The sequence below is a fragment of the Profundibacter sp. genome (assembly GCF_056498605.1).
The window spans coordinates 1-15,067 of record NZ_JBSMEZ010000125.1; the positions used below are offsets into that span (position 1 = coordinate 1).

17 protein-coding genes are annotated in these 15,067 nt (G+C 52.6%); 13 read left to right on the top strand and 4 right to left on the bottom strand.

What is annotated here, in order from left to right:
• Positions 1-101: 101 nt before the first annotated feature.
• Positions 102-809, top strand: a complete 708-nt coding sequence (locus ACWB12_RS12580; RefSeq protein WP_479530435.1) for a sulfotransferase-like domain-containing protein — start codon at positions 102-104, stop codon at positions 807-809.
• On the opposite strand, the gene ACWB12_RS12585 is transcribed toward ACWB12_RS12580, so the two are convergent.
• The gene (locus tag ACWB12_RS12585; protein WP_479530436.1) at positions 799-2,025 is read right to left on the bottom strand and encodes an argininosuccinate synthase; all 1,227 of its coding nucleotides are present in this window, start codon (positions 2,023-2,025) and stop codon (positions 799-801) included. The genes ACWB12_RS12580 and ACWB12_RS12585 overlap by 11 nt on opposite strands.
• A gap of 134 nt (positions 2,026-2,159) precedes the next feature.
• Here ACWB12_RS12585 and ACWB12_RS12590 point away from each other — a divergent pair, with 134 nt between their 5' ends.
• Both ACWB12_RS12590 and ilvA read left to right on the top strand, forming a co-directional pair.
• Positions 2,160-2,933 carry a hypothetical protein gene (locus ACWB12_RS12590; protein ID WP_479530437.1) on the top strand — a complete coding sequence of 258 codons (774 nt, stop codon included), beginning with the start codon at positions 2,160-2,162 and terminating at the stop codon, positions 2,931-2,933.
• Between the two features lie 3 nt (positions 2,934-2,936).
• Positions 2,937-4,175 carry a threonine ammonia-lyase IlvA gene (gene ilvA, locus ACWB12_RS12595; protein WP_479530438.1) on the top strand — a complete coding sequence of 413 codons (1,239 nt, stop codon included), beginning with the start codon at positions 2,937-2,939 and terminating at the stop codon, positions 4,173-4,175.
• On the opposite strand, the gene ACWB12_RS12600 is transcribed toward ilvA, so the two are convergent.
• Positions 4,172-4,504 (bottom strand): Hpt domain-containing protein, encoded by a 333-nt coding sequence (locus ACWB12_RS12600; protein WP_479530439.1) that lies wholly within the window; start codon positions 4,502-4,504, stop codon positions 4,172-4,174. The two genes, ilvA and ACWB12_RS12600, sit on opposite strands and share 4 nt — an antisense overlap.
• A 164-nt stretch (positions 4,505-4,668) precedes the next feature.
• On the opposite strand from ACWB12_RS12600, the gene ACWB12_RS12605 reads away from it, so the two are divergent.
• Complete coding sequence (locus ACWB12_RS12605) at positions 4,669-5,952, top strand: PP2C family protein-serine/threonine phosphatase (RefSeq protein ID WP_479530440.1); 1,284 nt, start codon at positions 4,669-4,671, stop codon at positions 5,950-5,952.
• On the opposite strand, the gene ACWB12_RS12610 is transcribed toward ACWB12_RS12605, so the two are convergent.
• The gene (locus ACWB12_RS12610; RefSeq protein WP_479530450.1) at positions 5,949-6,386 is read right to left on the bottom strand and encodes an NUDIX domain-containing protein; all 438 of its coding nucleotides are present in this window, start codon (positions 6,384-6,386) and stop codon (positions 5,949-5,951) included. The two genes, ACWB12_RS12605 and ACWB12_RS12610, sit on opposite strands and share 4 nt — an antisense overlap.
• A gap of 127 nt (positions 6,387-6,513) precedes the next feature.
• Between ACWB12_RS12610 and hslO the strand changes: the two genes are divergently transcribed.
• From hslO to ACWB12_RS12645, 7 genes are all read left to right on the top strand, one after another.
• A complete protein-coding gene (hslO, locus tag ACWB12_RS12615) occupies positions 6,514-7,491 on the top strand; it encodes an Hsp33 family molecular chaperone HslO (RefSeq protein ID WP_479530441.1) in 978 nt (325 codons plus the stop codon).
• Positions 7,478-8,080, top strand: coding sequence for a CoA pyrophosphatase (locus ACWB12_RS12620; RefSeq protein ID WP_479530442.1), 603 nt, complete (start codon positions 7,478-7,480; stop codon positions 8,078-8,080). Before hslO ends, ACWB12_RS12620 begins: the two co-directional genes overlap by 14 nt.
• Positions 8,077-9,222: a CCA tRNA nucleotidyltransferase gene (locus tag ACWB12_RS12625; protein WP_479530443.1), complete on the top strand. Its 1,146-nt coding sequence runs from the start codon at positions 8,077-8,079 to the stop codon at positions 9,220-9,222. The genes ACWB12_RS12620 and ACWB12_RS12625 overlap by 4 nt, the downstream gene beginning before the upstream one ends.
• Positions 9,215-9,796, top strand: a complete 582-nt coding sequence (locus tag ACWB12_RS12630) for a LysE family translocator (RefSeq protein WP_479530444.1) — start codon at positions 9,215-9,217, stop codon at positions 9,794-9,796. The genes ACWB12_RS12625 and ACWB12_RS12630 overlap by 8 nt, the downstream gene beginning before the upstream one ends.
• Positions 9,797-9,814: 18 nt before the next feature.
• On the top strand, positions 9,815-11,644 hold the full coding sequence (locus tag ACWB12_RS12635) for an ABC transporter ATP-binding protein (RefSeq protein WP_479530445.1): 1,830 nt from the start codon (positions 9,815-9,817) through the stop codon (positions 11,642-11,644).
• A complete protein-coding gene (locus tag ACWB12_RS12640) occupies positions 11,641-12,855 on the top strand; it encodes a class I SAM-dependent RNA methyltransferase (protein WP_479530446.1) in 1,215 nt (404 codons plus the stop codon). Before ACWB12_RS12635 ends, ACWB12_RS12640 begins: the two co-directional genes overlap by 4 nt.
• A gap of 81 nt (positions 12,856-12,936) precedes the next feature.
• Positions 12,937-13,431: a L,D-transpeptidase family protein gene (locus ACWB12_RS12645; RefSeq protein WP_479530447.1), complete on the top strand. Its 495-nt coding sequence runs from the start codon at positions 12,937-12,939 to the stop codon at positions 13,429-13,431.
• A gap of 14 nt (positions 13,432-13,445) precedes the next feature.
• On the opposite strand, the gene dalA is transcribed toward ACWB12_RS12645, so the two are convergent.
• Entirely contained in the window at positions 13,446-13,955 is a 510-nt protein-coding gene (gene dalA / locus ACWB12_RS12650; RefSeq protein ID WP_479530451.1) for a divisome-associated lipoprotein DalA, read from the bottom strand.
• 171 nt (positions 13,956-14,126) lie between these two features.
• Between dalA and ACWB12_RS12655 the strand changes: the two genes are divergently transcribed.
• Together ACWB12_RS12655 and ACWB12_RS12660 are read left to right on the top strand one after the other, a co-directional pair.
• A complete protein-coding gene (locus tag ACWB12_RS12655) occupies positions 14,127-14,729 on the top strand; it encodes a L,D-transpeptidase (RefSeq protein ID WP_479530448.1) in 603 nt (200 codons plus the stop codon).
• Positions 14,730-14,881: 152 nt separating this feature from the next.
• Entirely contained in the window at positions 14,882-15,061 is a 180-nt protein-coding gene (locus ACWB12_RS12660) for a hypothetical protein (protein WP_479530449.1), read from the top strand.
• Positions 15,062-15,067: the final 6 nt, after the last annotated feature.

Here is a 15,067-nt window from a genome sequence, read left to right on the forward strand (position 1 = left end):
GTAAGCAAATATCACGCAGCAGTGAACGATATTTACTTCTTGGCGGAATCCCTTGCGCCACTTAGTAATCGGGAGGTGTGCGGGTGTTAGGAATTGGCAAAATGAAAATCGCAATGTGGTCCGCCCCACGTAATCTGTCGACGGCAATGATGTATTCATTTGGCGCGCGGTCCGATTGTGCTGTGTGGGACGAGCCGTTTTACGCATCCTATCTGGCGACTACGGGCTTGGATCATCCTATGGGTGGTGAAATTCTGGCGGCGGGTGAGCAGGATGCGGACAAGGTTGCGGCATGTCTGATTGGGGAAAACCCTAATAACACGGCGCACTTCTATCAAAAACACATGACCCAGCATATGATTGACGGAGTTGATCGCAGCTGGATGAAGCAGGTAAAAAATGTATTTCTTATCCGTCACCCCGCCCGCGTGATCGCCAGCTATGCCAAGAAACGCCAAGGGCCGACGCTAGACGATATCGGGTTTTGGCAACAGGCGGAGTTGTTTGAACAGTGTGATGATCCGATTGTTGTCGATTCCCATGACATCCGTGAAAACCCCGAAGGCATGTTAGCAGCATTATGTCATGCGCTGGGCCTGCTATTTGATCCGGCAATGTTATCGTGGCCTGCAGGCGGGCACGCCGATGATGGCGCTTGGGCGCCGCATTGGTATGGGGTGGTGCATCGTAGCACTGGGTTTGCGGGGGCCGAAGGACCGTTGCCGCAACTTTCGGGTGATTACGCAGGATTGGCTGAAAAGGCACTGCCGTTTTATCAACAACTGGCAGCGGCCAAGATCAGCGCTTAACCCGCTTGTCGCGCGCTGCCAACAATTTCAAACGCAGTGCGTTGATCTTGATAAACCCCGCTGCATCCTTCTGGTCATACGCCCCAGCATCATCCTCGAACGTTACGTGTTCTTCGGAATAAAGCGAATGATCTGACCAGCGGCCAACCGTTTGAACCATGCCTTTATACAGCTTCAGGCGGACGGTTCCTGCTACATGTTCCTGAGATGTATCAATCAGCGCCTGCAACATATTGCGTTCTGGGCTGAACCAGAAGCCGTTGTAAATCAGCTCGGCATATTTCGGCATCAGCTCATCTTTTAGATGCGCCGCTCCGCGATCCAGCGTGATGCTTTCAATGCCGCGATGCGCCTCCAGCATGATGGCGCCTCCAGGGGTTTCGTAAATCCCGCGTGATTTCATTCCGACAAACCGCCCTTCGACCAAGTCAAGCCGACCAATGCCGTGCTTGCCGCCAACCTCGTTTAATGCGGTCAGCATTTCGGCAGGTGACAGCACCTTTCCATTCAGCGCAACGGGGTCGCCGCGCTCGTAAGTGATCTCGATAAATTCGGGCGTGTCCGGCGCGTCTTCGGGGTGGACTGTGCGCTGGTAAACGTAATCGGGCGCCTCCACGGCGGGGTCTTCCAGAACCTTGCCTTCGCTAGATGTGTGCAGCAGGTTCGCGTCCACAGAAAACGGTGCCTCGCCGCGTTTGTCTTTGGCGATCGGAATCTGGTGCTGTTCGGCAAATTCCAGCAGTTTTGTGCGGCTGGATAAATCCCATTCGCGCCACGGAGCAATCACCACGATTTCTGGGTTTAGCGCATAGGCGGCCAGTTCAAACCGCACTTGATCGTTACCCTTGCCGGTCGCGCCGTGCGACACCGCATCGGCCCCGCATTCGGCTGCGATTTCGACCAGACGTTTTGAGATTAGCGGCCTCGCAATTGACGTGCCCAGCAGATACAGCCCCTCGTATTGTGCATTGGCGCGGAACATCGGGAAAACGAAATCACGTACGAATTCCTCGCGCAGATCCTCAATATGGATATTCTCGGGTTTTACCCCCAACAACTCGGCCTTGGCTCGGGCCGGTTCCAGTTCTTCACCCTGCCCCAGATCGGCGGTAAAGGTCACAACCTCGCAGCCGTATTCAATTTCCAGCCATTTCAAAATGATCGAGGTATCAAGGCCACCGGAATAGGCCAGCACAACTTTTTTAGGCGCAGACATTTTTCTCTCCAACATCCGTTAGGGTTTGGGTGGCGATTACCCCTATTTTGGGTAAAGGGCAAGGTGTGTGCGGTTGACCCAGCTTGTCCAAGATGCGTATCAACGGGAAACAGGTTTTGACAAAAGGGAAGATAATGCAAGGCTGGAATATATTCACCCATTCCGTGCGGATGGTTTTTGGAAATCTTGGGCCTGCGCTGCGTGTTTCCGGGCTTTTGTATTTGGCCTATATCGTTGTTAACGCATATTTCCAGCTGACCTATGTTGATGATCTTGCGGTTCTTCAGCGCAATATGCAAAGAGGCAATATGACTATGGCGTTGCCCAGCGGGTTGCTGGGTATGATGGTGCTGAATATTGTTGTTGCCCTACTGACCAGCCTATGGATTGCTGTTTTGTGGCATAGGTATGTTTTGCTTGCGGAAAATCCCGATACTATTATTCCGCCACTACATGCCGGCGCGATCGGGGCCTATCTGGGAAAAACCATTCAGTTGGCCTTGATGCTTGCCATAGTGGGTGTTGCTTTGGGGATGTTGCTGGGTGTTGCTATTGGTTCGCTATTAGGGGCCGCTGCGGCTTCGATTGTCCCTCTGTTGCTGCTTGGGGTGTTGCTATATTTGTCGTATCGTCTTGGTCTGGTCCTGCCCGCGGTGGCATTGGGAAAAGCGCTGGCATTCAAAACTTCTTGGGAAAAAACCGCCGCCGCCTCTGGTGCGATTGCACAGCTGGCAGTAATTGCTGTTGTCTTTGCAATCATTATCCAGATTCCAAGCAATATGAATCCCGATGCAACCTCGCTTATTAACCTAGTGTATACCTATGTGGTTGGCTGGGTTGCGATGATGGTTGGCGTAAGCGTTCTAACCGCGCTATACGGCATTTATGTCGAAGGGCGCGAGCTATAACAGATGTCAGATTTTTCCGATAACGCCCGCATAGCGACCGAGGCGATGCGCGACCTGTTCGAGGTAACGCCGCTACAGCGTAATGACCATTTGTCGGCCCGTTATGATGCCGACATCTGGCTGAAACGCGAAGACCTATCGCCTGTGCGGTCCTACAAAATTCGCGGGGCACTGAATGCGATGCGCAAGGTTGTTGGCGAACAAGATACCTTTGTTTGTGCCAGCGCCGGAAATCATGCGCAGGGTGTGGCGTTCGTGTGTCGGCATTTCGGGGTTCACGGGGTGATCTTTATGCCTGTCACAACCCCGCATCAAAAAGTAAACAAGACTCGGATTTTTGGTGGCGACAATATCGAAATTCGCCTCGTCGGGGATTATTTCGATAACACGCTTGCCTCGGCGCAGGCCTATTGTGCGGATGTGGGCGCACATTTCCTGTCGCCGTTTGACGATGTGGATGTGATCGAAGGCCAAGCATCGGTTGCGGTGGAAATGCTGGAACAGCTGGGCCGCGCCCCCGATATGGTGGTTCTGCCGGTTGGTGGTGGCGGGCTGTCGTCTGGCATCGTGTCTTATCTGTCGGATCAGGCCCCCGACACTGCCATCCGTTTTGTTGAACCTACGGGTGGGCCCAGCCTGACTGCCGCGATTGCTGCCCGCAAACCTGTAACGCTGAATAAGGTCGACAGTTTTGTTGATGGTGCCGCCGTGGCCCGTATTGGTGAGCAGAACTTTGCGGTTCTGAAAAACACCCCCGCCCAAGACATTCTGTTGGCCCCTGAAGACAGGATCTGCACCACCATCATCGAGATGCTGAATGTCGAAGGTGTGGTGCTGGAACCTGCGGGCGCCCTATCCGTTGATGCGCTACCTGATCTTGCCGATCAGATCAAAGGTAAAACCGTGGTATGTGTCACCTCTGGCGGCAACTTTGATTTTGAGCGTTTGCCCGAGGTAAAAGAACGTGCGCAACGCCATCTGGGCCTGAAAAAATATTTTATCCTGCGCCTGCCCCAGCGCCCCGGCGCCCTGAAGGATTTTCTGTCGATCCTTGGACCTGATGATAATATTGCCCGCTTTGAATACCTGAAAAAATCGGCACGAAATTTCGGTTCGGTACTGATCGGGATTGAAACCAGCGATGCGAAAAATTTTGATGTATTGTTTAGCAAGATCGATGATGCCGGTTTTACCTTTAGTGATATTACTAACGATGAAACTGTTGCCGAGTTTATTATCTAGGCCGCTTTCATACAACCAAACCGTTCTCTGAATGCTGTTTTGGATGCGGCGTAAGACTCGAAAATATCATCCAGATAAACCGTTTCGGCCTGTCCGTTACTAGCGGCCTTTTCGCCAGCCTGACACAGGTTGCCGAACTGCGCGAACCCAAGGTTCAGCGCGCTGCCTTTCAGGAAATGCATATCTTCTTCAAGTGTGGCCAGATTTGGCACGGCGATCATCCGCACCATTGTATCCTCGACCTCCTCGAGGAACATCACAATCACCTCTTGGAAATCTTCAATGCCAACCTCGTCACGTAATTCGTTCACCCGGTCCCAGTTTATCATCACCCACTCCTAACAGTTTTCTGACGCCCCCACGCCGCACCTTAATAGTTGGTGATCTTTAACGGTCTATAACGATCCCCAACAAAATCTCCTTAATTTTAACATTCACGCTCCCTTAAAGGGTTGCTGTCAAAAAGGGCGAAATCTTGTTTGGGGACATAGAAATGGCGCAATCAACCGCCGCGGTGAATATGCAGCATTCTGGTGCCGATGCTGGGCTGGTCGAATCAATCAAACGTGTTTTGGTTGTTGATGATAGCCGTGTCCAACGCCGTATTCTTAGTTCGTCGCTCAAGCGATGGGGGTACGATGTGCTCGAGGCCGATTCAGGTCATGCTGCACTGGAAATATGTCAGCGTGAACCGCTTGATCTGATCCTTAGTGACTGGATGATGCCTGGGATGAATGGTCTGGAGTTTTGCACGGCTTTTCGTCAATTAAAACGGGATAATTACGGATATTTTATCCTGCTGACCTCAAAAAGCGAAAAGGACGAGGTGGCGCATGGACTGGATGTGGGGGCTGATGATTTTCTAACCAAGCCTGTCAACGCTAGTGAATTGCGTGCCCGTATCCGCGCGGGCGAACGTATCCAGCAAATGGAGCGGGAGCTGACCGAGAAGAACCGTATCGTTACTGATGCGCTCGCTGAAATTAAATGTCTGTATGATACGATTGACCGAGATTTGATCGAGGCGAAAAAGTTACAACAATCGCTGGTTAAAGAACGATATCGCAATTTTGGCGCGGCAGAAGTGTCGCTATTATTGCGTCCCTGTGGCCACGTCGGCGGTGATCTTGTTGGTTTCTTTCCCATTACCAAAACACAGATCGGGTTATTTTCGATTGATGTGTCTGGTCACGGCATCACCTCGGCTTTGATGACGGCCCGGTTGGCTGGGTTTTTATCCGGATCAACACCGGATCAAAATTTGGCGTTGATCCAGTGTGACGATGGCAGCTATGCCGCCCGCAGTCCGGCGCTTGTGGTTGATCATCTGAACCGTGTTGTACTTGAAGAAATGGATACCGAACATTATTTTACCTTGCTGTTGGCCCACTTGGATCTAACCTCTGGCGTCGTCGTCGCAACGCAGGCGGGGCATCCGCATCCGGCCATTCAGCGTGCAGATGGCACGGTTGAATTCTGTGGTCAGGGTGGATTGCCTGTGGGTTTGGTGTCAGGGGCTGAATACGAGGATTTCGACATTACCCTAAATACTGGTGATAGATTGCTTATTATGTCTGACGGTATCACCGAATGTCCGGCGCAGGATGGAGATATGCTGGACGAAGATGGCGTTGTGGACTTGATGAAACGTAACTCCACCATTTACGGCAGTCAATTTCTAGAGACCCTGATGTGGGATTTGAATGAATATTCCGGTGGTGAGGAGTTTCCTGACGATATTTCAGCCATTCTACTGGAATTCAGCGGGTCGAATTAACCAAATAACCTGCGGACATAAAATTGGTCACCCTCGTTTGCCAACAGATGTGCTGCGTCCAGTGCTCCCATCCAGATGGCTGTATGCCCCTGCTCGGTTGGTGGCCCCAATGCGCGAACTGGTCGGGCTGTATAAATATGGCACAGTTTTTCCGCCCAGAGATCGTATTCCGGCATATAGGTGAACCGGCGAAACACGCCCAGCTTGCGGGGCGCTGCAATTCTCCAGCCGGTTTCCTCCATCACCTCGCGATGCAGCGCATGTAGTGGTGATTCGCATGGATCAATCCCTCCCCCAGGCAGCTGAAATTCTGGTGTTGGTTCGGCCTGATGGGTTACCAATAGGTTCCCCCCCAGCGGTAGCACCGCATATGCGCCTGCTCTTACCTGATACCGCTTGCCCGTCACCACGGATTCGCCAAATCGCCGGATCATCTTATCATCCACCCAATGAATACCCATCTGTTGTGAATCCGGTAGCGGGCAATATCAACCACATTCGTTTGGTTGCCCTGCACAAATAGTAGCGCTATGCCGGAAGGAACGCGTAAGGATAGACATAATGACACAGACAACACAGATTACATGGGACGACACTGTGCTACCCTTTCAACTGGACCGCGCCAATATCCGTGGCCGCGTTGCCCGTTTGGACGGCGTGCTTGAAAACGTGCTGTCGCAGCACAATTACCCACCCCAGATCGAGGCCCTGATCGCCGAGGTCGCGTTACTGACCGCACTGATCGGACAAACGATCAAGTTGCGCTGGAAACTGTCGATCCAAGTGCGCGGTGATGGGCCTGCCCGTATCCTTGCCGCCGATTACTATGCCCCTGAATCTGTGGGGGCACCTGCCCGCATCCGTGCCTATGCCAGTTTTGATCCTGAACAGCTTGATCCTGCCCAAACTCCGTTCTCGCAAATCGGCAAAGGGTATTTTGCAATTCTGATTGATCAGGGCGAGGGAAGCGAGCCTTATCAGGGTATCACCCCGCTTGAGAAAGCGTCACTTTCCGCCTGTGCAGAGACGTATTTTGACCAATCCGAACAAATCCCGACACGGTTTGAACTTGCCTTTGGCCGTTCTCAAATGGCGGGCGAGGCCGAACGTTGGCGTGCAGGTGGTATAATGCTGCAACACATGCCCAACGCGTCGCCTTTGATGGTTGGTGCAGACGCGTCAATCGTGGTTCAGGATGATGACAGTAGTGAAAACTGGTCTCGCGCCAATATCCTGCTTGATACCGTTGACCAGCTAGAGTTGATCGGGCCAACTATTGCCCCGACCGAGCTGTTATTGCGTCTATTTCACGAGGAACAACCCCGCATATTTGATGCACAACCGATGGAATTCGGCTGCACCTGTTCTGATGCCCGTGTTCGGCAAAGCCTGTCGATTTATTCAGCCAAGGATATTGCCCACATGACGACAGATGATGGAATTGTCACCGCGGATTGTCAGTTTTGTGGCGCGCATTACCAATTTGACCCTAAAACGCTGGGGTTTGAGGCTGTTGAGCCAACTGATGATGCAAGCTGACCTCCCTATCCGCCTGACCTCTGCAATTGGTCGGTTGCATCAGGAATCTTCTGATTTTGACCTGAACTCCGAGGTTAAGTTGGCTGAAAACCGTGTGCTTCGCTCCGCTGCGGTTCTGATTGCAATACAGCAAACGGCGGCTGGGCCACAAGTTATCCTGACCCAACGCGCTTCAACCCTAAAACACCATGCGGGTCAGGTCGCGTTTCCGGGCGGCAAGCGCGATGATAGCGATGCCAGTCTTGAGGATACCGCCCTGCGCGAAGCGGACGAGGAAATTGGCCTAGCGCCCAGTAATGTTGAAGTCTTGGGCCGATTACCGGCTCACGAAACCGTGACAGGGTTTACCGTTACCCCAATTTTAGGTATTGTTAGAGCCACATATCATCCAAAACCAGACCAAGGCGAAGTGGCCGAAGTCTTTACTGCCCCGCTGTCCCATGTCACCGACATTTCACAGTTTTCTATTCAGGGCCGACGTTGGCGTGGACAGCGCCGCCGTTATTATACTGTGCCTTACGGTCCCTATTATATCTGGGGTGCAACAGCACGAATTTTGCGGTCATTGGCCGAGGGGATGAATGTATGACCCAGATCACAGCCGACTGGATTAGCAATCCGGAGACACAAAAGGTCTGTCAAATGCTGACAGATGCGGGATTTGAGTGTTTCTTTGTTGGCGGCTGCGTTCGCAATGCGCTGCTAAACGCCCCTGTGAACGATATCGACATTTCGACCAATGCTTTGCCTGACAAGGTAATGAGGCTGGCCGAAGCGGCAGGTCTAAAAGCGATCCCGACCGGCATCGACCACGGTACGGTAACTGTTGTATCGGAAGGCGCCCCTTACGAGATCACGACCTATCGCCGTGACGTCGAAACTGACGGGCGCCGCGCTGTCGTAGCTTTTTCCGACACAATCAATGACGATGCGCATCGGCGTGATTTTACCATGAATGCGCTCTATGCCGATGCAAACGGTAACATAACAGATCCGTTAAATGGCATGCCGGATCTGCTGACGCATCGCGTTCGGTTTATCGAGGATGCAGGCCGCCGGATCAAAGAGGATTACCTGCGTATTTTGCGGTTTTTCCGGTTTCACGCATGGTATGGCGATGTCATCACGGGGTTGGATGCCGAAGGATTGGCTGCATGTGCCGCAAATTCGTCTGGATTAGAGTCTATTTCAAAAGAACGTATTGGATCAGAACTAAAAAAACTGCTAACCGCCCCCGATCCAGCACCCAGTATCGCATCAATGGCCGCAAGCGGTGTGCTAACCGCCATTTTGCCCGGCGCGACTGCAAAATACTTGCCCGTTTTGATCCATCTGGAGGGCGATGTCAGGCCTGATCCAATCCGTAGGCTCGCTGCCCTTGGCGGACCCGATACCAACACCCTTCTTCGCCTTAGCAAAGCAGAGACAAGGCAATTACAACATCTGCGTAATGATATTGGCAGCACGCGCGGGCCGTCAGAACTCGGCTATCGGGTAGGTGCGGATATGGCCCGTGATATCATCCTGCTGCGCGCCGCCCTTTTGGAATCTCCACTTGATCCCGTTGCTTTTGATCAGACACAGCATGGTGCAACAGCAAAATTCCCGATTAAGGCAGCCGACCTGATGCCCGCCATGCAAGGGGCCGCGCTGGGCAAAATACTGTCCGAACTGGAAGCGAAGTGGATCAACTCCGGTTTCACCCTGACCAAGGACCAGCTCCTTGCTTGATCCGCTCTACGCCTTCGTCTTTGCCGGCCTGTTTTCGCCGGGCCCGAATGTGATTATGTTAACTGCATCTGGCGCACAATTCGGATTTCGCAAAACATTGCCGCATTTATTAGGTGTCGCGCTGGGCGTCGGCATTATCGCGGGGCTAACAGGTCTTGGCATCGGGACATTGCTGCAAACATATCCGCAGTTGGAATTGGCGTTAAAAATCATTGCTGCCGCATGGATATTATGGATGGCATGGCGGCTATGGATGTCTACATACCGGCCAGAATCAAAACAGCGTAAAAAGCCGTTTACATTCTTTCAGGCCGTTTTATTTCAATGGGTTAATCCAAAAATATGGGCCGTGGCGTTAACTGCATCGTCGGCTTATAGCGCCGGATTGCCGCCAATGCGCGAGGCGCTCCGCCTTGCCAGCGCGTTTTCCGGTTTGAACCTGTTTGTCTGCCTGTTCTGGACATCGGCCGGATCACTATTGGCCTATCTATTAACCCGTCCGAATGTCTGGCGCATATTTATGCGTGGAATGGCGCTGGCGCTGGGCGCAACAGCCGCTATGGTGTTCATCTGAGCAATTTGGGCAACAAGCATGACACCTTCAAACTGGATAGACGGGTTTCTACCTGCTGATGGACCTCCGCCGCAGACATTGGGGCGGTTTTTTCGCTGGTGTCTAAAGGGGGCGTTTCCGGTTTTGTCCCTGTCCGCGCTTGCCGCCGCTGCGTCTGGTGTGCTCGAGGTATTGACTGCTTTGTTGCTTGGTGTTGTCATTGATGGTGCAATCGAAAGCGGGCCGAATTTTATCGTAGATCGCAGCGCAATGTTACTGATGGTCGCTGGGTTTTTCCTGTTTTTGCGACCTGCAGTAATCGGAACATCTGTCGGGATGCAGACGATCGTGATTGGCCCAAATATTATGCCTTTGGTTTTGTCACGGCTTAACCGGTATACGCTGGGCCATTCGGTGCAGTTCTTTGATGATGATTTCGCCGGGCGCATAGCGCAAAAACAAATGCAAACCTCGCGTGCGATAACCGAGGTGGTGATCGAGGTGGTAAATGTCGTTGCTTTTGCATTGGCGTCACTTGTCGGATCGGCGGTTTTACTGACCACGATTGACTGGCGGGTTGGCGGTGCGCTGATTATCTGGCTGGTGGTTTATTTGTCTCTAATCAGCTGGTTTTTGCCCCGCGTGCGGATCAGGGCAGGGGCGCGGGCCGCTGCACGGGCAGCGCTTTCGGGTCAGATTGTTGATACTGTAACCAACATCAAAACCGTCAAACTGTTCGCGCATCACAAGCACGAAGATGCGGCGGCGTTGACGGCGATGCGTGACTTGCGCGAAAGCACGCTGCACTTTGGCCGGTTGGCGACGCTGTTTCGCTTTTCGCTCATGACGGTTGCTGGTCTGGTTCCAGTGATCCTTGTTGGCGGTACGCTATGGCTGTGGTCACAAACCGCAATTTCAGCGGGGAATATTGCCACAACTGGCGCAATTTCGCTGCGGATTGCGCAGATGACTGGCTGGGTCAGTTTTGCGTTGATGGGAATTTACGCCGCAGTGGGCGAGGTCGAGGATGGCATGAAAACCTTGACCCCATCACACGGCCTGATTGACGCATCTAATGCCGCCGAACTGCAGGTTACGCAGGCCGAAGTTAGGTTCAAGGATGTCAGCTTTGCCTATGGTCGTGAAACAGGCGGAATTTCCGATATTAACCTGACAATCCATCCTGGTGAAAAATTGGGGATCGTGGGTGCGTCTGGCGCGGGGAAATCGACATTGGTTGCATTGTTGATGCGGCTATACGATCCGGAATCAGGCGATGTGTCGATAGATGGGCAGCGCTTAACTGATGTAACACAAGAAAGCCTACGCCGTCAGATCGGGATGGTCACGCAGGAAACGGCGATGTTCAATCGTTCGGCGCGGGCCAACATCCTGTATGGCCGCCCCGATGCAACGGATGAACAGGTGTTTGATGCCGCCAAGCGGGCCGAGGCCGATAGTTTTATCCATGATTTGCAAGATCACGCAGGGCGGCGCGGCTATAACGCCTATCTGGGTGAGCGCGGGGTGAAATTATCCGGCGGTCAGCGCCAACGCATCGCTCTTGCGCGCGCCATTCTAAAAGACGCACCGATCCTGGTTCTGGACGAGGCTACCAGTGCGCTGGATAGCGAAGTTGAAGCAGCAATCCAGACGGCCCTGTCGCATGTCATGGAGGGTAAAACTGTGCTGGCCATCGCGCACCGCCTATCCACCATTGCCCGTATGGATCGTATAGTTGTGCTGGATCAGGGTCGAATTATAGAAGAAGGCACGCATGAGGCGCTGCTTGCCAAAGGTGGGCAGTATGCCCGCTATTGGAATCGCCAATCAGGCGGCTTTATCGGAATAGAGGAGGCGGCGCAGTGACGCTTACCATCACAAGATTGGGCCATCACGGCGATGGAATTGCCGAGGGTCCGGTCTATGCCCCCAGAACGCTGCCGGGCGAAGTGATCGACGGTGAGGTTTTAGATGGCCGCATAGCGGTGCCCAAAATCATTACCCCATCGCCTGACAGGGTTGCGGCCCCGTGCCGGCATTATAAATCTTGTGGCGGCTGTTCCCTGCAGCACGCATCGGATGCGTTTGTTGCGAACTGGAAGCAGGAAGTGGTGCGCACTGCTTTGGCCGCACATAACCTTGAGGCGGACTTGCGCCCGATCCAGACATCTGCGCCGCGCACCCGCCGCCGTGCGGTATTTACAGGCCGGCGCACCAAAAAGGACGCACATGTGGGGTTTCATGCTCGCGGCACTGACGCGGTCACTGAAATTCCGGATTGCCACCTGCTGCATCCCGATTTGTTGGCGGCAATTCCCGCGCTGCGTGCCCTGACTGTGTTTGGCACCTCGCGCAAGGGTGAAGTACGGTTCACTGTCACACGATCTGATGCTGGTGTGGATGTGGCGGTAACAGGGGCAAAGCCGCTGGATGGCCAAATGTTGATGACGCTGGCGTCAATGGCGGGGGAACACGGTCTGGCGCGATTGACCTGGGATGGTGAGCCTATCGTTGATATCGCGGCCCCGTTTCAAATGTTTGGGGGCATTCGCGTTGTGCCCCCTGCCGGTGCCTTTCTTCAGGCCACAAAAGAAGGCGAAGAAGCGCTTCTTTCAGCTGTATTAGAGACTATTTCAGGCGCTAAACATGTGCTGGATATTTTCTCGGGTTGCGGCACATTTGCCTTGCCCATTGCCGCAAATGCCGAGGTTCACGCGGTTGAAGGGGACGCGACAATGTTAAAGGCGCTAGATCAGGGTTGGCGTCAAGCCACGGGCCTAAAGCGTGTCACAACCGAAGTGCGCGACCTGTTCCGCCGCCCGCTATTGCCAGATGAATTCAAACGCTTTGATGCTGTGGTGATCGATCCGCCCCGCGCAGGTGCTGAACAACAATTCCATGAAATAGCCCGCGCCAAACCCCATAAGGTTGCCGCAATATCCTGCAATCCCGCCAGTTTTGCCCGTGACGCGAAAACCCTGACGGATGCGGGTTATTTGCTGGGCCAGATTGATGTGATTGACCAGTTTCGATGGTCCTCTCATGTAGAACTTGCTGCAAGCTTCACTCTAAAGTGACAACAAACGACGCTATATACGGCTATTCACAAGGCTAGATATGCTGTATTGCTGATAAAAAACGGGCGTAGCGGGCACAATATGAAAATTATAAAGGCAATATTGCTTGTGGCATTGGTGGGCCTTGTTGGTGCCTGTGCGACAAAATTCAGAACCTATGATGGTCCCGAGGTTACTCGCGTTCTTATTTATAAAGAACGTCATCAGCTGTATCTAATGAACAATGACAAGGTGCTAAAGAGATATCCTATCGAGCTGGGTTTTGCCCCGACAGGGGATAAGCAGGTAGAAGGAGACGGGAAGACGCCCGAAGGTGAATATTTCATTGACCGGCGCAACCCGAACAGTGCGTTTTATCTGTCGATTGGTATTTCTTACCCAAATGCTGCAGATCGGGCGGAAGCCAAAGCATTAGGGAAATCACCTGGCGGGGACATCTTTATTCACGGCGGGCGCCGTCCTGGCGACCCAAAAGGGGCAGACTGGACGGCAGGATGCATTTCTGTTTCAAACCGACAGATCGAAGATATTTATGCGATGGTAAAAAACGGAACGCGGATTTCAATTTATCCATAGATCAGGAATGATAATTACCCACCTGTAACCAACGTCCACCAGATTTTTCCATTTTTATCCTGATGCCAGGAAAACCCCATGTCTGTCGATTCTGGGTCCAGAATCACATTACGCGTATCGCTCAAATCCATCCAGGCGCTTAGGGTTTCCAGCTCGGTTTCATATGTTTCCGAGATGTTTTCGCCCCGCATATTGCCCGGATAACCCGCGCGTTTAACCCGATCTAGCGGAGAAGAGCCGTCAGACCCAAAGTGCCAAGGGCGGTTTTGCACTGACATATCGCGTGAATGTGTGGCTGCCGCGGCTGTAAGTTGCGAACTCAGCTTGAGGGGGGAAGCACCGGCGACATTGCGCAGCGCATTAACAGAATCCAGCATGCGGAGCTGGATTTTCCCCGTATTAGCAGCCTTAATTCTATAAACTCTGGGCAATGGTTTGCCATTAGGACCAAGCACAGGCCCCTGCGGTGTGCAGGCAGAAAGTGCGAAAAGGGCCGCAAATGCGATGATGAGTAGTCGGTACATGAAAAAGCCACCTGTTGTTGGTTGTTCTAACCCCTCTATAGGGAACATCGTTGCGGATCAAACCCACATTCCGTAGATATGGCATGTTAACGCTTGTTTGATTTGCGACTGCGACTTTCTCGCCATATATAGGCCGCAACGCAACGGAATTTCCGATTAGGAGCAGAAAAGATGACTGATGATATGAACAACAAGATGAACCGACGGCTGTTTTTGCGGTCATCTGCTGTAACAATGGGGGTGCTTGCATCACCTGCGCTTGCTCAATCAACAGGCGAAGCACAGATTGAAGAAGAAATTTCCGGCGAGACACGCAGAAACATTTCAAGCTTTAGATCGCTGGAATGGCAGCCGTATTTCGCAAACCTGAGTGGTGGTGCGATTTTGGTCGATACTACGTCGCGTGCCTTGCATTATTGGTCCGCAGACGAGACGATTTACAAACTGTATCCGACAAGCGTTCCAATGACGGATGAATTGACACGCCGAGGCCGCACGAAAATTGTGCAAAAGGTAGATGGCCCCAGCTGGCGCCCAACCCCGTCAATGCTGAAACGAAACCCTGAATGGCCAGCTTATATTCCACCCGGTCCTGAAAACCCGCTAGGAACACGCGCACTATACCTGTCATGGACATATTATCGCATACATGGCACCCATGATACGCGCAAAATCGGTCGTCGTTCGTCAAACGGGTGTATCGGCCTCTATAACCAACATATTGAAGAGCTTTACGTTCTGGCAAAAGTAGGCACACAAGTGTTGCTTATTTAACGATATATTTTGTGCCTTAAACACAACCTATGACTAGTACTTGTGCTTCCGCGCATTCGGGGCCTATGACGCCTTACACGCTATGGCGTCATGGCTGCAACTTTCTTCACAATTTGTGCAGAAATTTGCTTTTCGAATTAAAGGAACACACTATGAAAAAACTTGCACTTGCTGCTGCACTTACAGTTGCTGCTTCTACAGCTTTCGCTGGCAACCCATTGCCTCCAATCATGGACGACGTGGTTGTTGTTGAAGAAACAACATCGTCTTCAGGCGGCGGTCTTCTGATCCCACTGATGCTGGTAGTTTTGCTGGCCGCTGCTGCAAGCTAGTTCGCC